At 64.2% G+C, this 23,821-nt stretch carries 23 protein-coding genes and 1 rRNA gene; 12 read left to right on the plus strand and 12 right to left on the minus strand.

Annotation, left to right across the window (positions count from 1 at the left end; all coding sequences use genetic code 11):
• Window positions 1-2 precede the first annotated feature (2 nt).
• The 3 genes from SG26_RS16920 to SG26_RS16930 all read right to left on the minus strand — a co-directional run bounded on the left by SG26_RS16920 (window position 3) and on the right by SG26_RS16930 (window position 3,495).
• On the minus strand, window positions 3-2,498 hold the full coding sequence (locus tag SG26_RS16920; protein ID WP_050038205.1) for a molybdopterin-dependent oxidoreductase: 2,496 nt from the start codon (window positions 2,496-2,498) through the stop codon (window positions 3-5).
• Complete coding sequence (locus SG26_RS16925; protein ID WP_008308761.1) at window positions 2,491-2,733, minus strand: 4Fe-4S ferredoxin N-terminal domain-containing protein; 243 nt, start codon at window positions 2,731-2,733, stop codon at window positions 2,491-2,493. The genes SG26_RS16920 and SG26_RS16925 overlap by 8 nt, the downstream gene beginning before the upstream one ends.
• A 123-nt stretch (window positions 2,734-2,856) precedes the next feature.
• A complete protein-coding gene (locus SG26_RS16930) occupies window positions 2,857-3,495 on the minus strand; it encodes a helix-turn-helix domain-containing protein (protein ID WP_014040611.1) in 639 nt (212 codons plus the stop codon).
• Window positions 3,496-3,801: 306 nt separating this feature from the next.
• On the opposite strand from SG26_RS16930, the gene SG26_RS16935 reads away from it, so the two are divergent.
• From SG26_RS16935 to SG26_RS16960, 6 genes are read left to right on the plus strand one after another with little or no spacing between them, the layout of a single operon-like run.
• Window positions 3,802-5,595, plus strand: coding sequence for a VWA domain-containing protein (locus tag SG26_RS16935; RefSeq protein ID WP_050038206.1), 1,794 nt, complete (start codon window positions 3,802-3,804; stop codon window positions 5,593-5,595).
• Window positions 5,595-7,961 carry a VWA domain-containing protein gene (locus SG26_RS16940; protein WP_050038207.1) on the plus strand — a complete coding sequence of 789 codons (2,367 nt, stop codon included), beginning with the start codon at window positions 5,595-5,597 and terminating at the stop codon, window positions 7,959-7,961. The genes SG26_RS16935 and SG26_RS16940 overlap by 1 nt, the downstream gene beginning before the upstream one ends.
• Window positions 7,958-8,617: a chromosome partition protein gene (locus SG26_RS16945; protein WP_014040614.1), complete on the plus strand. Its 660-nt coding sequence runs from the start codon at window positions 7,958-7,960 to the stop codon at window positions 8,615-8,617. Before SG26_RS16940 ends, SG26_RS16945 begins: the two co-directional genes overlap by 4 nt.
• Window positions 8,617-9,573 (plus strand): hypothetical protein, encoded by a 957-nt coding sequence (locus SG26_RS16950; protein ID WP_050038208.1) that lies wholly within the window; start codon window positions 8,617-8,619, stop codon window positions 9,571-9,573. Before SG26_RS16945 ends, SG26_RS16950 begins: the two co-directional genes overlap by 1 nt.
• Window positions 9,570-10,511, plus strand: coding sequence for a MoxR family ATPase (locus tag SG26_RS16955; RefSeq protein WP_014040616.1), 942 nt, complete (start codon window positions 9,570-9,572; stop codon window positions 10,509-10,511). The genes SG26_RS16950 and SG26_RS16955 overlap by 4 nt, the downstream gene beginning before the upstream one ends.
• A 49-nt stretch (window positions 10,512-10,560) precedes the next feature.
• Window positions 10,561-11,427: a DUF58 domain-containing protein gene (locus SG26_RS16960; RefSeq protein ID WP_050038305.1), complete on the plus strand. Its 867-nt coding sequence runs from the start codon at window positions 10,561-10,563 to the stop codon at window positions 11,425-11,427.
• 21 nt (window positions 11,428-11,448) lie between these two features.
• On the opposite strand, the gene pyrI is transcribed toward SG26_RS16960, so the two are convergent.
• From pyrI to SG26_RS16975, 3 genes are all read right to left on the minus strand, one after another.
• The gene (gene pyrI / locus SG26_RS16965) at window positions 11,449-11,916 is read right to left on the minus strand and encodes an aspartate carbamoyltransferase regulatory subunit (RefSeq protein ID WP_008308747.1); all 468 of its coding nucleotides are present in this window, start codon (window positions 11,914-11,916) and stop codon (window positions 11,449-11,451) included.
• The gene (pyrB, locus tag SG26_RS16970) at window positions 11,913-12,827 is read right to left on the minus strand and encodes an aspartate carbamoyltransferase (RefSeq protein ID WP_008308746.1); all 915 of its coding nucleotides are present in this window, start codon (window positions 12,825-12,827) and stop codon (window positions 11,913-11,915) included. The genes pyrI and pyrB overlap by 4 nt, the downstream gene beginning before the upstream one ends.
• A 157-nt stretch (window positions 12,828-12,984) precedes the next feature.
• Window positions 12,985-14,121: a VCBS repeat-containing protein gene (locus SG26_RS16975; RefSeq protein ID WP_014040618.1), complete on the minus strand. Its 1,137-nt coding sequence runs from the start codon at window positions 14,119-14,121 to the stop codon at window positions 12,985-12,987.
• 381 nt (window positions 14,122-14,502) lie between these two features.
• On the opposite strand from SG26_RS16975, the gene SG26_RS16980 reads away from it, so the two are divergent.
• Both SG26_RS16980 and SG26_RS16985 read left to right on the plus strand, forming a co-directional pair.
• The gene (locus SG26_RS16980) at window positions 14,503-15,129 is read left to right on the plus strand and encodes an AAA family ATPase (RefSeq protein WP_014040619.1); all 627 of its coding nucleotides are present in this window, start codon (window positions 14,503-14,505) and stop codon (window positions 15,127-15,129) included.
• Window positions 15,130-15,157: 28 nt separating this feature from the next.
• Window positions 15,158-15,787: a transcriptional regulator gene (locus SG26_RS16985; RefSeq protein ID WP_004515458.1), complete on the plus strand. Its 630-nt coding sequence runs from the start codon at window positions 15,158-15,160 to the stop codon at window positions 15,785-15,787.
• Between the two features lie 8 nt (window positions 15,788-15,795).
• Here SG26_RS16985 and SG26_RS16990 read toward each other — a convergent pair whose 3' ends face one another.
• From SG26_RS16990 to SG26_RS17000, 3 genes are all read right to left on the minus strand, one after another.
• Entirely contained in the window at window positions 15,796-15,996 is a 201-nt protein-coding gene (locus SG26_RS16990) for a hypothetical protein (RefSeq protein WP_008308737.1), read from the minus strand.
• Between the two features lie 138 nt (window positions 15,997-16,134).
• Window positions 16,135-17,085, minus strand: coding sequence for a peptidylprolyl isomerase (locus tag SG26_RS16995; protein WP_050038209.1), 951 nt, complete (start codon window positions 17,083-17,085; stop codon window positions 16,135-16,137).
• A 79-nt stretch (window positions 17,086-17,164) separates the two neighbouring features.
• Window positions 17,165-18,193, minus strand: coding sequence for a threonine/serine dehydratase (locus tag SG26_RS17000; RefSeq protein WP_050038210.1), 1,029 nt, complete (start codon window positions 18,191-18,193; stop codon window positions 17,165-17,167).
• An 80-nt stretch (window positions 18,194-18,273) separates the two neighbouring features.
• On the opposite strand from SG26_RS17000, the gene cyaB reads away from it, so the two are divergent.
• Genes cyaB through SG26_RS17020 form a run of 4 tightly spaced genes read left to right on the plus strand, consistent with a single transcriptional unit; the run spans window position 18,274 to window position 21,886 of the window.
• Window positions 18,274-18,816, plus strand: a complete 543-nt coding sequence (cyaB, locus tag SG26_RS17005) for a class IV adenylate cyclase (protein WP_008308731.1) — start codon at window positions 18,274-18,276, stop codon at window positions 18,814-18,816.
• Window positions 18,817-18,875: 59 nt separating this feature from the next.
• Window positions 18,876-20,078, plus strand: coding sequence for a methionine adenosyltransferase (locus SG26_RS17010; RefSeq protein WP_014040623.1), 1,203 nt, complete (start codon window positions 18,876-18,878; stop codon window positions 20,076-20,078).
• A gap of 47 nt (window positions 20,079-20,125) precedes the next feature.
• Window positions 20,126-21,313 (plus strand): tRNA sulfurtransferase, encoded by a 1,188-nt coding sequence (locus SG26_RS17015; RefSeq protein ID WP_050038211.1) that lies wholly within the window; start codon window positions 20,126-20,128, stop codon window positions 21,311-21,313.
• Window positions 21,314-21,340: 27 nt separating this feature from the next.
• Window positions 21,341-21,886, plus strand: a complete 546-nt coding sequence (locus SG26_RS17020; RefSeq protein WP_050038212.1) for a DUF5804 family protein — start codon at window positions 21,341-21,343, stop codon at window positions 21,884-21,886.
• Window positions 21,887-21,921: 35 nt separating this feature from the next.
• Here the strand turns inward: SG26_RS17020 and SG26_RS17025 are convergent, their stop codons facing one another.
• The 3 genes from SG26_RS17025 to rrf all read right to left on the minus strand — a co-directional run bounded on the left by SG26_RS17025 (window position 21,922) and on the right by rrf (window position 23,677).
• Complete coding sequence (locus SG26_RS17025) at window positions 21,922-22,833, minus strand: PLP-dependent cysteine synthase family protein (RefSeq protein WP_014040626.1); 912 nt, start codon at window positions 22,831-22,833, stop codon at window positions 21,922-21,924.
• Between the two features lie 100 nt (window positions 22,834-22,933).
• Window positions 22,934-23,353, minus strand: coding sequence for a CopG family ribbon-helix-helix protein (locus SG26_RS17030; protein ID WP_014040627.1), 420 nt, complete (start codon window positions 23,351-23,353; stop codon window positions 22,934-22,936).
• 201 nt (window positions 23,354-23,554) lie between these two features.
• Window positions 23,555-23,677: ribosomal RNA gene (gene rrf, locus SG26_RS17035) — 5S ribosomal RNA — on the minus strand.
• Window positions 23,678-23,821: the final 144 nt, after the last annotated feature.

Raw genomic sequence — 23,821 nt, forward strand, 5'->3', positions numbered from 1 at the left:
TGTTAGTCACCTCCTGCGCGCGGTGCGTCGGCACCGGCCCCGCGCGGGTTATCGGCTTCGTACTTGTCCGTATCGACGTCATCGGGGGCCGGTTCGACTTCGACACGGACGTCGTAGAACGCCATCGTCTGGCCGACCTCGCTGACCTCGTTGTGCGTGAGGTCGTTGTGGTGGCCCGCGACGTAGTCGCGTGACCACCATCCCTGGTCAGTGTTTACCAGCCCCGGCTGGAACGCCTCGTTGTACTTCGCCTTCACGATCATCTCGCCGCGGTCGTTGTGCACCCGGACGTACTCGCCGTCCTCGATGCCGCGAGCCTTCGCATCCGACGGATGGATGTCCAGCTGTGGTTCGGGGTTGACCTCACGCACCCAGTTCAGCATCTCGTACTGCGAGTGGATGCGGAACCGACTGTGCTTCTGCATGAACATCAGCGGGTACTCGTCGGCCTTCTCGTAGTCGTCGGCTGTCCGGTCTTCGAGTGGCCGCGGGAGGTCGAACGTCACGCCCTCCTCGCTCGGGGCGTCGTCGTCGTACATCTTGATTCGCCCCGTGTCGGTGGGGAACGCATCGGTGTACTTGACGATGGGGACGCTCTCTTTCTTCTGTGTTCCCTGCTCGAACAGCGTGTCGAAGTCGATATCGTCGTCTCGGTCGGCGAGTTCCCGGAGCATTTCGCGTTTCGTCTCCGGGAACCGGTCGCCAAAGCCGAGCCGCTCCGCGAGCCCGCGGATCGCGTAGTAGTCGTCTCTGGCCTCCCACAGCGGTTCCTGTACCTTGTGTCGGTAGCTGATGTGTGGATGGGACCCCCAGCTGGACGTGATATCCTCCTGTTCGAACCAGTGTGGAACCGGGAGGATGATGTCCGCGTGCTGGACCGTATCCGTGTGGTGCATATCCGCGACCACGTACATCTCAAGGCTCCTGATGGCCTCTCTGAACCGCTGCCGGTCCGGGAACTGGTTGCCCATCATGTTCGACTCGATCGAGTAGACGGCCCTGACCTTGTGCGGGTCACCGTCGAGTATCGCGTCTGGGTATTCGGGGAAGAACAGCGACGGTCCGGGGTCAGCGTCCTCCGGCGCGCTCCAGCCACCGGTACTGAGCGTCGCCCCGCCGGAGTGATGGGCGTGGATGTTTCCGTGCCGACCGTAGTCACCGGTCAGTGCCATGAGCATCGCGTAGGTCTGGCCGAAGATGTGCCCGTGTTTGTACCGCCCGATCGCGTAGCTGGGGGCGATGCCACCGGGGCCGCGAGTCGCCAGCCATCGGACTGCAGTGCGGATGTTTTCCGCGTCGACACCGGTCTTCGCCGCGACTTTCGATGGCGCGTAGTCGGCCACATGGTCACGGAGTCTGGTCAGTGCCGTCTCGCATTCGATGCCGTCGACGGTGTACTCCCCAAAGAGCGCATACGGGCCACCGGTCTCCGGTTCGAGTTCGACCGGCGTCGTACTGCCCTGTTCGACGGCGACGACCTGGTTCTCGCCGCCGTCTTCGAAGACGTCGCTCGCCTTGAGCAACTCCCCGGTGTCCGTGCGGATTAGCGCCGGCGCGGTCGTCCGTTTCCGGAGGAAGTCCTCGTCGTACGTCTCGTCCTCGAAGACAGTGTGCATCATCGCAAGGGCGAGATGCACGTCTTTCCCGGGTTTGACCGGGAGCCACAGGTCGGCTTTCGACGCTGTCGTCGTGTACACCGGGTCAACCACAACGAGCTTCGCCCCGCTCTCGACGGCGTCGAGAACCTTCGAGGCGTCCATCTGGAACTGGCTGGCGAAGAGGTCCGACCCCCAGACGATGATGGTGTTCGCGTTCTCCCAGTCCTCGGCCTCGTTCGTCGACGGAAGGAAGAAGCCGGTCCCAGTGACCCGGTTGAATCCGCGACCGACGTTGGCGTCGATGCCCCAGGCAGACTGGGTCGAACCGAACAGAGAGGCCAGTCGATTGAACGCCGTGCTGGACTGGCCGTAGTTCCCCGACCCCGCGTGGAAGAGGACGCTCTCCGCGCCGTGGGCTGCTTTCAGCGACTGCATCTTGTCGGCGACGAGGTCGAGTGCCTCGTCCCAGGAGACGCGCTCGAACTCGGCATCCGGGCCGCGTCCGTCGGGGTTTGGCTCGTCGGGCGACCAGTCTGTGCGCTTCATCGGGTACTTCAGTCTCGTCGGGTCGTACACACGCTGGGTGTGTGAGAGGCCGAGCACACAGGCCCGCTTGTACTGCTCGTCTTCCGGCGGATGTGGCTCGACCTTCTTCACCTGGCCGTCGCGGACGTGGACGTCGATGGGGCACTTCCCGCGACAGTTCGGCGAGCAGACGGTCTGGATGACCTCGTTTTGCCCGACGTAGCTCTCGATACCGGAGTCACGGTTGGACGGCCCGGTTCCGTCTCCGCTTTCGACCAGCGTCTGGAAGAACTCGCCCCCGCCAAGACCGAGGGCAGCAGCCGCTCCGCTGGCTTTCAGTACGTCACGTCGGTAAACGCCGTCGTCGTCAGTCATCGTCGAATCCCTCAGGTTTGGTCGGCCGCTCGTCTTCACCGAACTCTGCCAGTAGCTCCTCGTGATACTTCTCGTGGAATTCGGCGTCGCTCAGTTCTCCGTTCGAGACACGAATCGCATCCCGAGCCATCCGTAGCCCCAGATCAGTGTCGTACTCGACGCCGTCAAGCATCGCTGCTGCTTCGTCTTCCCACTCATCAATCGGCGTCAACCGCGGCTGCTGTGGGTCATTCATGGCTCTAGTTACCGATTACCCTCGAAACTCGGTAGGGAGAGCGCTGTATTGTGAAGGGGTTTAAATACGGGCGGGAGTGTCACCGGGAGTCTCTGCCAGTGCGTCCAGCCCGAAAAGGCGAGTCTACGGGTCGAAGGCGGCCGTCGCGAGTTTCGATTCGACGGCGTTCAGGCGTTGAGAGAGTGCGGATTTCGAGATGTCGAGCGTGGCCGCGAGTTCGTCGAGGGTCGTCTGTCGGGGCGTCTGATAGTACCCTTCGTCCACTGCGAGTATCGCTGCTTCCCGCTGTTTTGTCGTGAGACAGGCGAGGTCGACTGTAGTGGGCTCCGACTCGGTCGCGTCGTCCTGTCGGGATGTCAGCCGTCGCAGACGCACTCGTTTCGCGGCCGATTCCAACTGGTCGACTAGCTCGCTGATGACGCTTCGGTCTGAGACGTACGTCTCGATGAAAAGCGAGTCACCGTCTACGCGCTGGGTTCGTGGAACACACCCGACCTCGCTAAAGGCGAGACAGAGACAGGCGTCCCCGACCTGATTTGTCGAGTGGAGAACCCGCTCGGTACCGGCCTCGTCGGTGACAGTCACCTCGGCGTGACAGACGCCGTCGTCGATCTGGTTCTGAGCGTTCTCGATGTCTGCATCCGGATCCGAAAGGGGGCACGAACAGTCATCGGGCAGTTCAATTTCGAACAGAACCTTGAGGGTTCGTTCTTTCGCGGTCCCCGATGTCGCCCCTGTAGGCCCGCTCTCGGATTGTCCCATTCTGATTGTCACTCGACTATCTGCGGTTAAATGGGTTTTGTCATCGCCGCCGAAATCCGCAGACTGCGGGCGTATTCTACCTGTTCTTCTATGTGGAGAATGGAGCCTCCCGAAGCCGCGGCGGCGTCACTCATTGCGTCGGTGACAGCGTTCGTCTGCTATCGGAGGATCGAAAATAACCGCCTGTACTGCTGTGCTGGGCCATAGCCGGCGATGAGTCGGCCGAGAGACACCGCCGTCAGGTGCCCGCACGGTGGTGTCACTATATTCACAAGATAAATGCCGCCTCCGCCTGATACACAGACAATGGTCCTCTCGGACGTTTTGCTTGCCCCCCTGGGACTGGCGGCTCTCCTCCTGGCGGTGCCGATAGTGGTGCTGTATCTCATCCGACCGGACCCGCAGGAACTCACGCTGCCGACGTACCAGTTTCTCGTCGCCGGAGAACGCCAGCAGTCAGCGACGCCGTTTCTCGAACGGATCTCGCGGAGCCTCCTCCTGCTGTTGCAGGTACTGGTCGTGCTGGTGCTCGCGGTCGGACTGGCGACGCCGTACGTCACCGTCTCCGAGCGGGCGACGGTCGAGGAGACGGTCATCGTCGTGGACACCAGCGCGTCCATGCGGACCGACGCCGACGGTCAGACACGCTTCCAGCGGGCCGTTGCGGCCGCCCAAGAAGAAGTAACAGGAACGACCTCCGTCGTCACGACGACCAACGGCGGCGAGGTCGTGCTCCAGCGTGGTACGCCGACGGCAGCGCAGGGGACGCTGGATGGGCTCAGCCCGACGGACGCGCCGGGAGCGCTCAGCGGCGCTATCTCGCAGGCGGCCTCGCTCGCCGGTGAGAACGCCAGAATCGTCGTCCTGAGCGACTTCGCGGGCGAGGAGTGGACCACTGCAGTCACCTCAGCGCGCGGGCGCGGCCTCTCCGTCGACCTCCAGCAGTTCGACGGTGGGGGCGACGCGAACGTCGGCTTCATCAACCGCCGGTTCTCCGGCTCGGCGGTGACGCTGTCGGTGAAAAACTACGGCGACTCGACCGTCACCCGGACCGTTCGGCTCGGCAACACCCAGCGAGAACTGCAGCTCGGACCCGACGACGTTGGCTCGGTGACGATGCCGGTCCCGGCCGGCGGGAGCGAGGCCCGGCTCAGCCCGGGCGACAGTTTCGCGACTGACGACAGCGTCTACGTCGCCGCACCGGCGGACGCGGCTGTCGACGTACTGGTGCTGACAAACGACCGGAACCGGTACCTGACCACCGCGCTGTCGGTCGTCGACCGGGTGAACGTGACGGTCAGCCAGCCGCCGACGACCATTCAGAAGAACTACGACGTCATCCTGTACAGCAACGTCGACCAGAGTTCACTGTTGCCCGGCAACGTCGAAAGCGGGCGCGAACTGGTCGAAGACGGTGGCGGCGTGGCGGTACTGGCACAGGACGACCTCCCACAGCGGTACCGGGACCTCCTCCTCATCGAGCCCGGCGAGACCCGGGCGGGCGCGACAGTGGGCCAGACGGCACAGACACAGCTCACCCGCGGCATCGACTTCCAGCCACCGGACGAGTACATCTCCGGGTCGCTGCGCTCCGGGTCGGCCCAGGTGCAACTGGGGGACGGGACGCCGCTCATCGCGACCGAGGATCGGAACGGCGGCCGCGTGATGTACTACGGCTACATCGAGGACCGGTCCAGCTTCAAGTTCAACTACCAGTACCCCGTGTTCTGGAAGCGGGCGGTGTATTATCTGGCGGACAGGGAACAACTCCCGGCGCTGAACCACGAGACCGGTGAGACCGTCCGGTTCGGTAACACCACCGTCGAGGGGCCGGCCGGCCCCGTCTCCGGGAACTCGGTCCCGCTCCAGCGAGCCGGGCTCTACCGAAGCGAGAGCCGGCAGGTGAGCGCCTCGCTGCTGGACGAGGGCGAGTCAAACACCAACGTCGGAGCGCTCGACCAGCGCTCCGGAACGGCCGGGAACCTGACCCGGACCGAACAGCGGTCGGTGCCACAGCCGCTGACCGAGTACTTCGCGCTGGGCGGGCTGATACTTGCGCTGGCCGAGGTCGGCTATCTGCGCCGACGGGGTGACCTCTGATGGCGGTGTCCTACACCCTCAGGGAGGGACTCACCGTCGGCGTCGAGCACCTGTGGCCGCTGCTCGTCCTACCGGTCGCTGTCGGCCTCCTCGCGTATCTCGTCCGGCGTGGCGACGGTGGGCCGCGGTCGGCCTCGAACCGGAGCCGCCGGCTCCTGCTTGCCAGCCGCGTGCTCATCGTCTGCCTGCTCGTCCTCGGCGCGATGGAACCGTACACCGTTCAGACCCGCGAGACGCCGGGTGAACCGGGCGTGACACTGCTGACAGACGAATCCGCGAGTATGGGTATCTATCCGAACACGACCGACGAGCTGGTACAGGATATCGAGAGCGAGGGCGTCCCGGTGACACGGGCGACCATCGGCAGCGGGTCGAACTCGCGGATCGGCGACGGCGTGGCGGCAAATCTCCAAGCGAACGGGACGGTCGTCGTCGTCTCCGACGGCCGCGTCACGGAGGGCCGGAGCCTGGCGACGGCCGGCGAGGACGCCGCCGGGCTCAACGCGACCGTCCACAGCGTCACCCCGCAGTCGCCACGCACTGAGCGAGCCGTGGCGATAGCGGGGCCGTCGACGGTGAGCCGCGGCGTCCAGTCACAGTATACCGTCTCGATGCAGGGCGTGAGCGTCCTCGAGCCCGTGCCCGTCGAAGTGACTATCGACGGTGAGAGCGTGACTGAAGGAGAACTCCGGCCGGACGGCACGCTCACCGTCGACCACACGTTCGAGGAAATCGGGTCACACCGCGTGACTGCGACGCTGTCCGGCGACGACGAGTACGCGCGAAACGACGTGTTCTACAAGAGCGTCCGCGTCGTCGAACAGCCCGACGTGCTGTACGTCTCACAGGGCGAGTATCCCCTGCGGAACTACCTCGACTCGCTGTACAACGTTTCGACGGCCTCGTCGGTCCCGGCGGACCTCGACGACTACGCCGCCGTCGTCATGCAAGACACACCGTCGGGCAATATCGGGAACGCCACCGCGCTGCAGGACTTCGTCATCAACGGCGGCGGGCTCGTCGTCGCGGGCGGTGACAACGCCTACGAGAACGGCGGCTACGAAACGTCATCAGTGGCCTCGATGCTCCCTGTCCGAGTAGGGAACGCGACGGGAGGCGAGTCGAACATCGTCATCCTCGTCGACGTGTCCGGTAGCGCCGAGGGCGGCCTCTCGATACAGAAAGCCGTCGCCCTGGACGTGCTCGACCAGCTCGGCGACGAGAACCAGGTCGGCGTCGTCGCGTTCAACCACAACGCATATCGCGTCTCGGAGATGCAAGCGCTCGGGCAGAACCGGGCGGAGACTGCCGACAAGATACGACGGCTGGAAAGCGGTGGCGCGACGGATATCGCCGTCGGGCTTCAGGGGGCCGACGAACTGCTTGGCGACCGCGAAGGGACGATCATCCTCCTCAGTGACGGCCAGGACCGGCTCGGCCCGCCGGCGGCCGTTGCCAACCAACTGGGCCGCGAAGGGACCCGCGTCGTCTCGGTCGGTGTCGGCAAGCGAGTCGGCGTCGCGACGATGCGCCAGATCGCAAGCGAGTCTGGCGGCTCGTACTTCGCCGCCGACGAGACCGAGCGGCTCCGACTCCTCTTTGGCGGCTCCTCGCGGCGCTACGAGGGGGAGAACCTCACAATCGTCACGGAGGACACGTTCATCACCGCCGGCGTCGAGCTGACTGCGAACCCCGGCCAGGCGAACAACGTCCGGGTCAAGCCCGGGGCCGACTACCAAGTCGCCACCGCGGACGGGAAGCCGGCCATCGCCTCCTGGCGGTTCGGGCTGGGCCGCGTAGTCTCGATCACCGCCTACGATTCGGACAACACGATGGGCGGCCTGCTCGACCGGCCGGACTCGCTGGTCGTCACGAAGTCCGTCAACTACGCGGTGGGTGACCCCATGCGCACGCAGACCGGCGTCACAGCGGTCAGCGATGCTCGTGTGGGGCGTCCAACGACGCTGACCTACCAGGGCGATAGCCGCCCGGAGGCGGCGAACATCTCCTTCCGCCAGATCGGCGACGGCCGGTATCGCGGCGAGTTCACGCCTCGGGAGGCGGGGTATCAGACCGCACTCGACACCGAGTACGCGGCGAACTACCCCGTTGAGTACGGAGCCTTCGGTCCGAGTGACAGCCTCGATGCGCTCGTCGAAACGACGGGCGGGCAGACCTTCAGCCCGGCCCAGGGCGAACAGATAGCCAGAGAGGCGCGCCAGAAGTCCACCCGGGTCCGGACCGTTCGGAACACCTGGGACTGGCTCGCCTTGCTCGGCGCGCTCCTGCTGTTCACCGGCGAGGTGGTCGCCCGGCGTGTTCAAGTGTACCGCGGTCGCACCTCCCTGGAGAGTGGTCTCCCGTGAGCGCAATCGGCCGCCGGATCAACCTCGGGCTCGTGGTGTTCGTCGTCCTCTCGATGGTCGGCACCGGCGGAACGACGGTGCTGTACCAGGACTCCGCGAGCGAGCTTCGCTCGCAGAATCAGGAGCTCAGACAGGAAAACGCCGAACTTCGGGGGAACCTGGACGACACCAGAAATAAACTGGAATCCACACAGACCCGTGTCGAGGAACTCCAAGAGCGACTGGAGACGCGGTCGGAGGATGTCGATCAGGTCGCGACCAACCTGAACCAGACAGAGGAGCAGTTGAACGCCACGCAGAGTCAGTTGGCAGAGACCCGGCAGTCGCTCCGCCAGAGCGAGGGCCGCGTCGATGAACTGGAGGGGACAGTCGACGACCTTCGGGACGAGCGCGACACTCTCGAGGACGAAGTCGATGACCTCGAAACGACAATCGGCGATCTGGAGGCCGAAAACGAGGAGTTAGAGGACGAACGCAACGAACTGAAGGGGCAGGTATCCGACCTGCAGGACGATATCGACAGCCTGGAATCGCGGATCGACACCCTCGAAAGCGAAATCAATGAACTCGAAAATCAGAACGAAGCGCTGAGAGACGATATCGAGACCATCTGTAACAGGATGGAGACACCGGACCCGACCTGCGAGGACTACTAATGGACGACCCCGACACAGATACCGGAGAAAACGGCGACGAAGAGCCGCCTGAAAACGGACGGGCACAGGCACGCGAACGCATGGCCGACGCCATCGCCGAGGTCAGACGCGAGGGCAAGAAGGCGGCGTTCATCTACGCCATCGTCGACGCGGTGTTGGTCTTTCTCCTGGTGAACATCTTCCTGACTGTCCTCTCGCCGACTGCACTCCCGACACAGCTGTCAGTTCCGACGGCGGTGACGGACCCGGTCGGGGCGGCTGTCGGCCGCTCGATACCTGCGCTATCGTTCCCGACGGGCGCAGTCGTCGGCATTGTCGTCGGCGCGCTCTGGTTCGTCGGCGAGTATCTGTCCCGGGTCCGACAGCCACTCGTCGAGCAGTTCGAGGCGGCGAACGCGAACGTCACCGACGCGCTCCGAACGGCGCGGGACGCGGTCGAGGACGGGGCCGAAACGCGGATGGCGGCCCGGCTCTACGAAGACGTGCTTGCGAGTCTGAAACGGAGTTCGAGCGTCGCGCTCGTCGATAGCCGGCGGCTGCTCGGCACGCTTATCGTCGTTATCCTGCTGAGCCTGGCGACAGTGCAGGTGGCCGTCGTCGACATCGGCCTACTCGACCGCGACCCGGTCGAGACGGAGTCGCCGAACGACCGGCCCAGCGAGTACGAGGGGCTCGAAGACGGCGACGCGATACTCGGCGACAGCGAGGACGTGCAGGCGGGCGACGAGAACCTCACCGCCGAGATTGATTCGACGGGCGGCGACGAGGAAATCGACCGGAGCCAGTCGTTCCCGTCGTCGTCGGACACCGGGGGGCCGGGAAGTGGAAGTGGCACAGTCGACAGCCAGCAGGCCGGGTTCGCCGGCCAGGAAGACGTCGAGGACGCGGACCTCATCCGCGAGTACAATCTCAGGATTCGAGAGCAAGACACGGACGACGAGGACACCGACCCATGAGCTCAGAGCACGACATCGACGAACTACAGCAGAAGATCGCGAACGCACGCGAACAGATCGGCACGCGGATCGTCGGTCAGGAGGAGGTACTGGAGCAACTGCTCATCTGTATCCTGGCCGACGGCAACGCCCTGCTCGAATCGAACCCGGGACTGGGGAAGACGACGATGGTCCGGACCGTCGCGGAGGTGACCGACCTCCAGTTCTCCCGGATTCAGAACACGCCCGACCTGATGCCCTCCGACATCACGGGGACCGAGATCATCCGCGAGACCGACAGCGGCCGCGAGTTCGTCTTCGAGAAAGGGCCGGTGTTCGCCAACGTCGTGCTGGCCGACGAGATCAACCGGGCGACGCCGAAGACACAGGCCGCCCTGCTGGAGGCGATGCAGGAGAAGCAGGTGACCGCCGCTGGCGAGACCTACGAACTGCCGCGCCCATTTTTTATCCTGGCGACCCAGAACCCCATCGACCAGTCGGGGACCTACGCGCTCCCGGAGGCCCAGACCGACCGCTTCATGCTGAAGCTGCTGGTCGACTACCCCGACTACGACGAGGAGCGGACCATCGTCGACATGTACACCGCCGGGGCAGAACAGGTCCCCGTCGAACGCTCGCTGACCCGCCCGGAGATTCAGGAGATCCAGCAACTGGTCCGCGAGATGCCCATCGCCGACGACCTGCGCGACCGGGCAGTCCAGCTCGTGCGCCGGACGCGTGAAGCCGACGACATCGAGTTCGGGGCCAGCCCACGGGCAAGCATGGCGCTCGTCCAGACGGCGAAGGCGCGGGCGTTCCTCCACGGCCGCTCGCACGTCACTGGCGAGGATATCGAGGCGCTGGCCGCGCCCGTCCTCCGGCACCGGATTATCGTGGACTTCCGGGCCGAGCGCGAGGGCCGGACGGCAGACGACCTCATCGCGGACTTGCTGGGATGAGCCACCCGACGCACGCAATCTGGCGGGCGGACCCGTGGGAGGGACAGCCGTGACTATCGAACCGGATTTTCTGGACGAACTCGGCCGGTTTACCGCCGCGCTGAACCGCCAGACGACCTCGATTCGGCAGGGCGACCAGCAGTCCCCGCGGGTCGGCGAGGGGCTCACGTTCAGCGACTATCGGCGGTACTCGCCGGGGGACGACACGCGACGAATCGACTGGAAGCTGTTCGCCCGGACGGAGGAATACTTCATCAAACAGTACGAGGAAGAGCGGAGCCTGACCGTCCACCTGCTCGTCGACACGAGCGCGTCGATGGACTACGGCGACGCGACGAGTCACAAGTTCGAGTACGCCGCCAAACTCGGGCTCGGCTTCGCCTACCTTACCGCGGAGGAAAACAACGACTTCCAGTTCTGCACGTTCCGCGACCGGGTGAACCGGATCGATACCGGCCAGTCGAACCGCGGCGAACTCCTCTCGCTCATCGACCAGTTGAACGAGATGACGCCCGGCGGGACGGCCGATTTCGAATCCGCGCTGGAAGCGTACGCCGAACGCATTCGGTCGCGCTCGCTCGTCGTCGTCTTCAGCGACTGTCTGGCCGACCCCGAGGAACTCGAGTCGGGCGTCGCCGCGCTCGCACGCAATGACGCCGACGTGTTGCTCGTCCGCGTGGTCGCCCCGGAGGAACGGGACCCCGGCGTCGTCGGTGACGTGCTGTTCGCCGACCCCGAGAGCGACGAGAAACGCCGGTCGTATTTCAGCGGCTCGCTGGCCGAAACGTACCAGTCGCGGCTCGACGCCCACATCGACTCGGTGTCAAACCGCGTTACGGCACTGGGTGCGGATCACGTACTGGTCGATACCGGCGAAGACTACTTCGACTCGTTTGCGAGCATCTGGTTACAGTAGCCAGACGGCGGCAGGGTCGGCTTACTCCGCGAGGATGTGTGCCGGCAGGTCGTCACGGATGATCGTATCGCAGTACTCACAGCGGACGCCGTCGTCGCCGACGGCAAAGCGCGAGTCGACGGGTTCGGCTTCGGTCGTGATGCAGTTGTGGTTCGGGCATTCGAGGACGCCCTCGACGACCGACGGCCGCTCGACGCGGCGCTTCTCGACAACATCGTAGTCACGGATGATGTTGATCGTCGCCGCGGGGGCGATGAGCGAGAGCACATCGACCTCGTCCTGGGAGAGTTCGCGGCCCTCGACTTTGACGACATCTTTGTGCCCCAGACGGTCGGAAGGCATGTTCATCGCGACGGAGACGGAGTCGCCGCTGGTCCCGTCGATACCCAAGATCGCGAGGACGTTCAGCGCCTGGCCGCCCGCGATGTGGTCGATGACGGTGCCGTTCTGGATCTTCGAGACGCGGAGTTGCTGGTCGTTGTCGCTCATTGGTCGCCTCCGAGCATCAGGTCGAGCAGCGCCATCCGTACGGGGACGCCGTTGTGGGCCTGTTGGAAGTACTGTGCGTGGGTGGTCTCGTCGACGTCGTGGGCGATCTCGTCGACGCGCGGGAGCGGGTGCATCACGGTCAGGTCGTCCTTGGCCGCGTCCAGCGTGTCGGCGTCGATCTGGTACTGGCCGGCGACTTCGCGGTACTCGCTCTCGTCGGGGAACCGCTCGGCCTGGATACGTGTCACGTAGAGCACGTCCAGGTCGGGGAGAATCTCGTCGAGATCGGTGTGCTCGCGGATGCCCGCGCCGGCCTCGTGGAGGTCGTACCGGACCGACCGCGGAAGCTGGAGCGACTCGGGGCTGATGAAGTGCTGCCTGGCGTCGACGGTCGTGAGCGCGTGGGCCAGCGAGTGGACCGTCCGACCGTACTTCAGGTCGCCCATGATGCCGATAGTCAGGTCCTCAAAGCCCGCGTTCTCACGGATCGTGTAGAGGTCGAGTAGCGTCTGTGTCGGGTGCTGACCGGCCCCGTCGCCGGCGTTGACGAGCGGCACGTCGACGAACTCGCTCGCCATCTTCGCGGAGCCCTCCATGGGGTGCCGGAGCACGAGCGCGTCGGTGTACCCCTCGACGACGCGGACGGTATCTGCCAGTGACTCGCCTTTCTTCACGCTGGAGGACTCGACGGAGCCCATGTCGACGATGTCGCCGCCGAGGCGTTTCATCGCCGTTGTGAAGCTCATCTTCGTCCGGGTGCTCGGCTCGAAAAAGAGGAGGCCAAGCAGCGTGTCGCTGTGCCGGTCCGCGAACGCTCCCGGGTCAGCAGCGATGTCGGCCGCGTGGTCGAGCACCGTCTCGATGTCGCCCCGCGAGAGCTGTTTCGCGCTGATGATGTGGTCGTGCCGCATTTCACTCGATACCGCGCTCCGGACGGTCTTGAATCCCCCGACACGGGAATTGAACGGTCACTTACATCGTCAGGTTCGGCTTCGGGAGCATCGGCACTGGCTTCGAAAACGGGGTCTGAAAGATCCTAGCGGCCGAAATAGAAGGACAGGAAACTAGTCAGGGATTGCTCTGCCAGACGTCGACGCGGGGCTCGGTGTATGCCTTGCCGACGATGTCGGGGAGACCGTCGCCATCGAGGTCGACGACCTTCGCTTCGTGGGTGGGGATGCCGGTTCCCAGTTCTTTCTGCTCGAAGTTCCCCGCCCCGTCGTTGTGGAACACGAACTGTCGCGGTTCGTGTCCGTCCTCTAGCCCCATTTCCGCGACGAAGATGTCGGGATTGCCGTCGCCGTCGAAGTCCGCTACGTCGAGGCTGTGCGGGTTCGAGAGGTCGTCGTGCAGCAGCGTCAGATCCCACTCGGGCGGGTCGAACACGCCCAGCCTGGCCGGGCGGTCGTCGAGATACGGTTCGTCGCCCTCGACGAGAATTATTTCCAGGTCCCCATCGCCGTCGACGTCCTCGATAGCGACGCGGGTACACTGCCAGTCCTCGGCGATGGGCTCCCGGTCCCACCCATCGGCCGTCCGATGGAAGACGTTGGGGCCGGCGACGATTTCGACCTCGCCATCGCCGTCGACGTCCTCGACAGCGACGCCCTCGACGTCGATATCCTCGGCGACAACGTGTCGGTTCGCCACCGGCCACGGTTCACGCGTCGGGTCATCGGGGATGTCATAGTAGAATACCGTTTCGGACTCCTGAGACAGCCCGACGACCTCGTTCTGTCCGTCGCCGTCCACGTCCGCCACGGCGGTGTCGTGATACTTCTCGAAGTCGTCGGTGATGAGCCGGCGCGTCCACTGCTTTCGCGGGTTGTCCGGTATTTCGAACCACCACAGCTTGTGCTGGTGAATGTTCTGGCCGGCGACCATGTCCGGGCGGCCGTTCCCCGTTATATCGCCAAGCGAGCCACCGACGGAGAGTTCGGGTGCGCTGGCGACATCGTGGCGCTCCCAGCCGGGGTTTTCGTACCAGAACACGTTCGTCTGGAGCCAGCGGGCCAGCGGCCCCATGCCGAACACGGACAGCAAGTCGACTGACGTATCGACCAGCGGGAACTGGACCTCGTGCTCGTCGCCGAGCGCCCCGACGATGACGTCCGGTCGACCGTTCCCAGTGAGGTCGGTCGTGAGACAGAAGCTCATCGTGCTCGCCGGCGGCGAGGCTTCGATGCGCTCGTGATGTAGATTCATGTCCCAGCCGTTCGGGTGTATCGCTATTGTTATGGCTGGGCTAACATCGACCGATAGCGAGTGGCTCGGGCGGGGTACGAATGCTGTATCGCTGAAGGGCCGTGTTCGGTTTACTACCCATGTCCCCAGTAGTGGTGTCCCAGTTATTGTTACACACCAGTTATCAAGACCCATGCAGGACAGGCTCGAACGGGTCGACTGTCGGGACCATCGCCACCGAAAGCGTAGACTTGCTACGGCCAGGGGAGTGCAGGATATAACGACCGATTAAAAGTAGGCAACGGCCAACCGACGTAAGCCAGTCCCTTCGGCCCAGTTCGGTTGTCAATGTTCTCGACTCCAACACAAGGGTTCAAAACCGATAGGCGGACCATCCGCAGTATGCTCGCAATCGCTGGCGGCAAGGGTGGCTGTGGCAAAACGACCATCGCCCTCGGAGTCGGTCAGGCACTGGGGACGCCGACCAGACGGTCGCTAGTCGTGGACACCGACCGCGACATGCCGAACCTCCACCGCCGCGCTGGCGTCGATCCGACGCCCGGAATCGCTGATATCACGGTCTCGGCTGAGCCGACCACGGTTGCCAAGCGCGCCACGGCCGTCGAGAACGTCGACGTACTCCCCTGTCAGGACGCAACCGAAGCCGCTGTCGACAATGCCATCGGCACACTGCCCCAACGTGATCGCCCGGTGGTACTCGACTGTCCGGCCGGCGCTGGCCCGGACGCCGCCCGGCCACTGCGGGCGGCTGACAGGACGGTGCTCGTGAGCGCACCAACCCGCCAGAGCCTCACCGATACAGCCAAAACCGCGGCGATGGCCCGTGCGCTCGATGCACCGCCCGTGCTCACGGTCCTCGTCGGCAGCGACGGGTCCGTAGACCCATCCCGACTGCTGTCCTGCCCAGAGACGGTTCACGTTCCGTCGGTGTCGAAGCCGCTGGAATCGGACCGGGCAGCGGCAAAATACGTCGAGATAGCGAACGTTCTCGCCAAGCGGAATACTTAATCTCGTGGCTAAATAACTTCTCAGTGGTATGGCCAACCGGCTGCGAACGGGCATCGATGTCCTCGACAGAAAGCTCGATGGTGGCATCCCTGCGGGGAGTATCGTCGTGCTCTCTGCCCAGCCGGCTAGCCAGGCGGAGCTGTTCCTCTATGAACTCACCGCCACGCGCGGAACGCTGTGGCTGTCGCTCGACCGGACCGCCGAGTCGGTCATCGCGAGCATCGAGCAGACGCCGGCCAACACCGGGGACCCGACGGTGCGGCACATCTCCGGCGAAGCACCCCTCGACAACGCCGGCAAGCTCGTCTCGGCGCTGCCGGAGACCTCGAACCTCATCGTCGACCCGCTCGATGTGCTGGAAGCCCAGGAGCCACACTCGCGCTTTCGCGCGTTCATGAACGACTTGCAGAACCACATCGTCAACACCGGGAGCCTCGCTATCGTCCACTGTCTCGATGGCCGTGACGTGCCACCGCTTCGGGATACGACCGAGCACTTCGCGGACGTGGTGTTCCAGCTCAACACCACGACGACCGGTGACGAGGTGGAAAACCGCCTCGCGATTCCGAAGTTCCGCGGCGGGCGAGCTCCCACCGACATCATCAAACTCAATCTCGTCGAAGAGGTCAGCATCGACACCAGCCGCGACATCGCCTGAGACGGATTCTATTCGCGGCCGGGCTGTAGTTCTCTGTCCGTCGAGCCGAACTCCGTACCCACGAGTATCAACAGGAACAGTCCGAGACCGACGCCGACGCCGGCTGCCAGTCCAAGCCCGGCGCTGCCAGTCAGCACAACCGTGCCGACACCGAAGGCGATTCCGGGCGGGAGCGCGAGCAGTAGCGGGTACATCAGCGATACTCGCATGGGTAGTGATGACGTGTCGTGGATATAACCGTTCTCCCGTCTGTGCCGTCAGAAAGTGGCAGTCGCTACCGCTCGGAACCGCAAAAGCGCTCGCTGGCGCTTATCACTCAAGAATCGCTCGGCGTGCTCGCGGCGCAGTTACTCTTCGGCGCCCTCGATCTCTTCGACGATCTCTTCGGCGTCCACGTCAGCGTCTTCCAGCGCGTCTTCGATGTCAGCGCCGCCGGCACCGCCCATGCCACCCATCATGCCGGGCATGCCCATGCCGCCGCCACCGATTTCCTCCTGCACGATGATGCGGTCGATGTCGAGCAGCTGGGTGAGCTGCTGGGCGATCTGCTGTTTGCCCATCATCCACTGCTGGTTCATCGTCAGCTGCGGCGTCGCCTCGATGTAGAGCGTCTCCTTCTCGACTTCGACGGTTTCGTACTCGGGCTCGTCCGAGGTGTCTTCCGACTCCTCGCTGTCCTCGCTTTCGACGAGCTGTTCTTCCTCGACGGTGTCGGTCTCGAACCACACGTCGAGCTCCATGTCGAGCATCATCTGGATGATGCCCTGGGCCTTCTCCTCGCGGTCCGTGACCTCTTCGAGGATTTCGTAGTCGTACTCGACGTCCTCGCCGGCCAGCGGGTGGTTGAAGTCCACTCGCGCGCGGCCGCCGATGATGGTCTCGATGTGGCCGTGCTCGCCCTCGATGTCGACGTGCGCGCCGGGGTAGCGGTCGTCCTCCGGAATCTTGTCCTTCGAGACCGTCCGGACCTCTTCCTCGTCGTACTCGCCGAAAGCGTCGGCGGCCGCAACGGTCACGTTGCCCTCGTCGCCGACCTCCTTCCCGTAGATGTCCTGCTCGACGTCCGGGAAGATGTGGTTCTCGCCCAGCACGATGGTTCGCGGGCCGAACTCCTGCTGTTCGGTGTCGATGCCGTCGTCCTCGGCGACTTCCTCGTCAGTCGTGTCGACAAGCTGGCCGCCGTCGACGGTGCGGGCGGTGTAGGCGAGCTTGACGACATCACCTTTCTGGAGTCCCTCCGCTTGCTCTTCTTCGTCTGCGGTTTCCTCATCGACTTCAGTCTCAGACTCGTTGCTCATACCCTGTTCGTCAGTCGTGGCACTCTTAAGGACAACGTTTCCCGGTCAGTAGCAGTCGAGCAACTTCGGAAGTGGCCGACTAGTACTCGCTTTCAGCCAACAGTCGGTCGAACTTCTCGCGGTCGATGTTCCGCCCTGAAACGGGGAGGACAACCGTCTCACCCCGTACTTCGTCACCAGCCTGGAGCGCTGCAGCGACAGCCGTCGCACAGGCCCCCTCCATGACGATGCGGTCCGTCTCGAACAGGCGTGCCACGGCGTCCGCGATGGCGTCCTCAGATACGAGACGGAAATCCGAGAGCCCCTTCTGGAGTATGCCGGTCGGGAGTGCGAACGGCACCCGGGTCGCGACGCCCTCAGCGATGGTGTCGACGCTGTCGAGGGCCTCCAACGTCTCCTCCTGCCAAGCGCGGTACACCGCGGGCGCGCCCGCGGCCTGCACACCGACGACAGCGGCGTCGGTCATCGCCCCGAGCGTGATGCAGTACCCGGCCGCGGCGGTGCCGCCGCCGACGGGACAGAACACGCGGTCGACATCGGGCCGTTCGTCGAGGATTTCGAGGCCTGCCGTGCCGACGCCGGCGAGCAACTTCGGTTCGTTGCCGGAGTGGACGTAACGCGCCTCGCGCTGGGTCGCAAGCTCCTCGATGTGTTCGCGGGCCTCGTCGTAGTCCTCGCCATACTGGATGACCTCCGCGCCGAGTTGCTCCAGCGCGTCGACCTTTCCGGCGTTGGCTTCCTCCGGGACGCCGATAGTGACGGGCACGTCGAACTCGCGGCCTGCCCAGGCGATAGACTGGCCGTGGTTCCCCGTGCTCGCGGCGAGTAGCCCGGCGTCGTGGAACTCCTCGTCGAGGGACGCGACGAGGTTCACCCCGCCGCGGACTTTGAACGCGCCGGTCGGAAGTGTGTCCTCACGCTTGAGCAGGACATCCGCGTCGAGGGCTTCGGAGAGGGCTTCGCTGCGGACTAGGGGCGTCTCCGGGAGGTGTTGTCGGATGCGTTGCCGGGCGCGCGCGACCGTTGCAACTGTCGGCGGCGTCAGGTCGTGATACGGAAAGAGGGTCGTCTCGTCCGGGGAATCGATCGGTTCGTAGCGACCGGCCATACTACTACCCGAGAGAGCGGACACAGTAAATGGCGCGGTCGACGGGAGCGTTTTTCAGCGACCCGGTCCAGCCCCACAGTATGTACGAAGTCGAGGTGAAAGTGCCAGCGGACATCGAGGCTGTCGCGGAGCGACTCGACGAACTCGGGGCCGAGCAGGTCGACACGGTGATACAGACGGACACGTACTACGACGCCCCCCATCGGGATTTCGCCGAGACGGACGAGGCGTTCCGGGTCCGTCGCGAGACCAGAAAGGGGGAGACGAACGCGAAAGTCACCTACAAGGGGCCGCTCCTCGAAGCGGAGTCGAAGAGCCGAGAGGAGTTCGAAACAGGCGTCGAAGACGGCGACGACATCGACGCTATCGTCCAGCACCTCGGCTTCGAGCCCGCGGCGACCGTCCGGAAGAACCGCCGGGTGTACGAGGTCCGAGAATACGACGTCACGCTCGACGCTGTCGACGACGTCGGCGAGTTCGTCGAAGTCGAACGGGAGACCGACGGTGACATCGAACCCGTGCGAGAGGGGGCCTACGAGGTGCTTCAGGACCTCAGTCTGGACCCCAGTGACCAGCAGCGGACCTCCTATCTCGGTATGCTACTTAGCGATGCGAACGAGTAATCATTCCGCTATTATCTGTTCCCGTAAGTTATAGAACCCGGCCAGACGAAGTCGAGGCAATGACCGAGCGGAACATCCACGTCCAACCTGCAAGCGGGCTCGCCGTCGAAGATCAGGACATCGAAGTCGTAGAGCGCAAGGGTATCGGCCATCCGGACTCCATCTGCGACGGCATCGCGGAGACAGTGTCGCGTGCGCTGGCACAGACGTACATCGACCGGTTCGGCACAGTCTTGCACTACAACACCGACGAGACACAACTCGTCGCCGGCACTGCCGCCCCCGCGTACGGCGGCGGCGAAGTGCTTGAGCCGATCTACATTCTGGTCGTCGGCCGAGCGACGAAGAAGTTCGACGGCGAGCGCATCCCGGCCGAGAGTATTGCCCTCCAAGCCGCACGCGACTACCTCGACGAGCAGTTCCCCCACCTCGACCTCGGTTCCGACGTCATCGTCGACGTCCAGTTCGGCGAAGGGTCGGGCGACCTCCAGACCGTGTTCGGCGAGGAAGCAGCAATTCCGATGGCGAACGATACCAGCTACGGCGTCGGCCATGCTCCCCTGACAGAGACTGAGAAGATCGTTCTCAACACCGAGGAGACATTGACCGGCGAGTACGCCGAGTCCAACCCGGTCGTCGGCCAGGACGTGAAGGTAATGGGCAAGCGCGAGGGCGATCACATCGACGTGACCGTGGCCGTTGCGATGGTCGACGAACACGTTCCGGACCTCGACGCGTACAAAGCCGCTGTTTCGGACGTTCAAGCGTTCGTCACCGACCTCGCCGAGGAGTACACCGACCGGGACGTAACGGTTCACGTCAACACGGCTGACGACTACGACGCCGAGTCGATCTATCTCACGACGACCGGCACCAGCGCCGAGCAGGGCGATGACGGCTCCGTTGGCCGCGGGAACCGCGCGAACGGCCTCATCACGCCCAACCGCCCGATGAGCATGGAAGCGACGTCCGGGAAGAACCCCGTCAACCACATCGGGAAGATATACAATCTCCTCTCGACGGAGATCGCACAGTCCGTCGCGAGCGAGGTCGACGGCATCCGACAGGTCCAGATGCGCCTGCTCTCACAGATCGGATCACCGATCGACGAACCCCACGTCGCTGACGCGACGGTTATCACTGAGGACGGTGTCGCAGTCGGCGACGTCGAAGCGGACATCCAGGCCACAATCGACGACGAACTCGCCGACGTGACCGACATCACGCGGCAGGTCATCGACGGCAACCTCTCGACGTTCTGAGGCGGCGAGGCGACACCCCTTTACTCGCCGGTAGTCAACTCGCGGGCATGCATCCACCGGACGCCGATAGCGTGCTCGTCCGCCACGGCGAACTCGGCGTCAAGAGCGATCAGGTCCGCCGGAAGATGGAGGAACAACTGGCGGACAACCTCCGAGCGATGCTCGACGCGCGCGGCTTGTCAGGGGACATCGAACAGCGCCGGAACCGGCTGTTCGTCCACACTGCCCAGCCTGAGGGCGTGACCGCGGCAGCGGCCGACACGTTCGGCGTCACCTCCGCCTCGGCGGTCACGACCGTCGGCCCGACGCTGTCCGCAATCAAAGATGCACTGGCCGCGACTGCGCGAGAGCAGTACGACGGCGGCGCTTTCGCCGTCAACGCCCGCCGGGCGGGACCAGCAGAGGCTCACCCCTTTTCGAGTACAGACATCGAGTCCGACGGTGGCACCGCCGTCTGGGAGGCAATCGAAGGACTGGGCGGCGAGCCTGCTGTCGACCTCGACAACCCCGATTTCGAGCTGTTCGTCGAGTGCCGGACTGACGAGTCCTACGTCTTCTGTGAGAAACGTGCGGGACCCGGCGGCCTCCCGCTCGGGACCCAGCGGCCCGTCGTCGCCCTCGTCAGCGGCGGCATCGACTCGCCCGTCGCCGCCTGGAAGCTGATGAAACGCGGCGCGCCCGTGATTCCCGTCTACGTCGACCTGGGTGACTACGGCGGCCCCGACCACCGGGCGCGAGCCGTTTCGACTGTCGAGACGCTCGCCTCGTACGCGCCCGGGCACGACCTGTCGCTGTCCGTAATCGACGCCGGTGACGTCGTCACCGACATCTCTCAAAACCTCGGGGCGCTCCGAATGCTCGTGCTCCGCCGGTTCATGCTCGCGGCCGCCGACGCTATCGGGCAGGACCGGGACGCCGTCGGCATCGTCACCGGCGAAGCTATCGGGCAGAAATCCAGCCAGACGAGCGCGAACATCGCGGTCACGGACGCCGCGACTACGCTCCCGGTGCACCGACCGAACCTCACCGTCGACAAGTCCGAGATAACCAATCACGCGCGGACAATCGGAACCTTCGAGGACTCGACAATCGACACCGGTTGCAACCGCGTCGCCCCATCGCATCCGGAAACCAATGCATCGCTCGAAGCAGTTCGGACAGCCGAACCAGACGACCTGTTCGAGCGTGCCAAGGCCTGTGCCCGGGATCGCGTCGTCGTCCCCATCGAAAGCTAAATTTCCGGGGCGGGCCAGGGTTGAGCCATGACGCAGGTCTGTCTCGTCGGGAGCGAGGACGTGAATCTCCGGTACGAACTCCTCTCTCGCGAGACCGCACGGAACGCACTCGCCACCTACGACCTGCAGGAACCGTTCTCGAATACCGTCGCCGTCGACACCGTGAGTCTCGGGGCGGCGGTGGCGCTTCTCAACGACTTGAACTGGTATCTCGTCCGCTTCGCTGACGCCGCGTTCGTTCGTGATCCATCGATCAGCGAGACGGAGTGGCTCTCCCGGGATCTCGCCGCGGCGATCCGGGACGACGACGTTGCGCCCGAAGATACCGGTCGCTTTCTCAAGGTGTACGGTATTGTCGAACCGGACGTGACCGGCGAATCTAATGCCGAAGGCTCGTCGGAAGGAGAGTCGGAGCCAACGCCGGACACACAGGCGATGGAGACCGAGCGCCCACCCGAACTTGTCGAGCCGATGCTCCTGACACGGACTGGAGACACGATTCCCGAGTACGACCTTCGAGACGTGGACGACACGCTCATCGTCAGGGTGACCGAATCGGAGTTCGGGGCCTGACTCGGGCCACACCGCGCGCGCAGAACAGACCGGGCTCAGTCGAACATCCCGGTCGACATATACCGCTCCCCGCTGTCCCAGTAGACTGTGACCACGAGCGGGTCGTCGACGCCGTCTGCGACGAGTTGTTCGGCTACCTCTCGCGCGGCGAGGTTCGACGCGCCCGAGGACTGGCCGACGAGGATGCCCTCCTCGTGGGCGAGTCGACGGCACTCGTCTTCAGCATCCGGGAGTTCGACCGTCAGCACGTCGTCCAACAGGTCGGTATCGAGGTTGTCGCTGACAAACCCCGGCCCCATCCCCTGGAAGCTGTCCTCGCCAGTGCCCGGTTCCATCCCGGAGAGGACGGCGTTGTCGGCTGGTTCGACAGCGACGATATCCATCTCGGGGAACGCCTCACGCAGTCGACGGCCGGTCCCGGTGAGCGTCCCGCCGGTACCGACACCCGCCACCAGCGCGTCGACGGTCCGGTCACCCACCTGTTCGAGTATCTCCTCACCCGTCGTCTCGTAGTGTGCCTTCGGGTTCGCCGGGTTCTCGAACTGCCGCAACTGGACGTAGTCGTCGCGCTCGCACAGTTCATCCGCGCGCTCTTTCGCGTCGGAGATGTCACCCTCGACCAGTTCGATCTCCGCGCCGTAGGCCTTCATTATCTGGCGGCGCTCCGGTGACTTCGAGGACGGCATCACCAGCACCACGTCGTAGCCTTTGGTCGCGCCAACCATCGCCATTCCGATGCCAGTGTTGCCACTCGTCGGTTCGACCAGCGTATCACCCGGTTCGAGCGTGCCGTTTCGCTCGGCGTCGTCGATCATGTACTTCGCCGGCCGGTCCTTCGCGGACCCGCCCGGGTTGAACGACTCGATCTTCGCTGCAACGGTTGCCCCCTCCGGCGCGCGAACCGAGACCAGTGGGGACCCGATTGTATCGAGAATAGAGTCTTTCATCGCCGCCGGCTACGCGCGCCCGACTTAAACGCCTACTGAAGGTCCCAAACAGTTCGTGGACTCACGACACGCGGCAGCGCTTTCCGGCGTCGACACCCTCTCACGTAAACAGATTTATGTCGTCGACCGGCAGCACCGAGTAATCGACTGACAGCGTGTCTTTCGTGGCTCGGACTTTGCCGACGAACGCGGAAATGTCCTCTAGCTGTCCCTCCAACACGAATAGTTCCATACAGTACCGGTCGCCGACGTGGCTGTGGAAGTTCGACGCGACGATAGACTCGTGGTCGTGCCGGAGGTGCATCATTTTCTCCTCGACGGTCGTCGTCTCGTAATCGAACAGCACTGTGACGATGGCCATCAGTTCGCGGTCCTCCAGCCGCTTGTCCTCGAACTCCCCCATCAGATTCCGGACCGCTTCCCGAACGACCTCGCTGCGACCCGTGTATCCGTGTTCGTCGGCGAACGTGTCGATTCGCTCCTCCAGTTCGTCCGGCATCGAGATACTAACAACGCCCATGTATTAACTCGGCGCCGTTGGAGTATTAATAGTTCATATCTGCCCGCATAGACTGGAATCACTCTGGATAGCGCTGCCGCTAGCTCGTATCTTGTAAACGACGAACGACTGGCTTGGTGAGCTGACAGCTCTCGGTTTGTACAAATACAGAAAGCCCACTCGGGAGAGATACCTCTCCTGAGTGGGCTATGTAAGTATGAATGGTGGCGGCGAACCGCGTTTCCCAGAGGCTCGCGCACTCCAGTACTCCCCGGAACGCTGGTGGGCTTATCTTCCGTGTTCGGGATGGGTACGGGAGGGAACCCCACCGCTGTGGCCGCCTAACGTCGAGTCGTGGAATCGAACCACGAAAGCACCAGTCTCGATCAACTCTCCACCGTGTGATTACGTGCGATCCAGTTTGCGCCTGGACTCGTTCAGCGACGAGTAAATCGTCGGTGAATGAGTCACAGTGCGTATGAATGATGG

It is taken from the genome of Haloarcula sp. CBA1115 (genome assembly GCF_000827835.1).
Taxonomy (GTDB): domain Archaea; phylum Halobacteriota; class Halobacteria; order Halobacteriales; family Haloarculaceae; genus Haloarcula; species Haloarcula hispanica.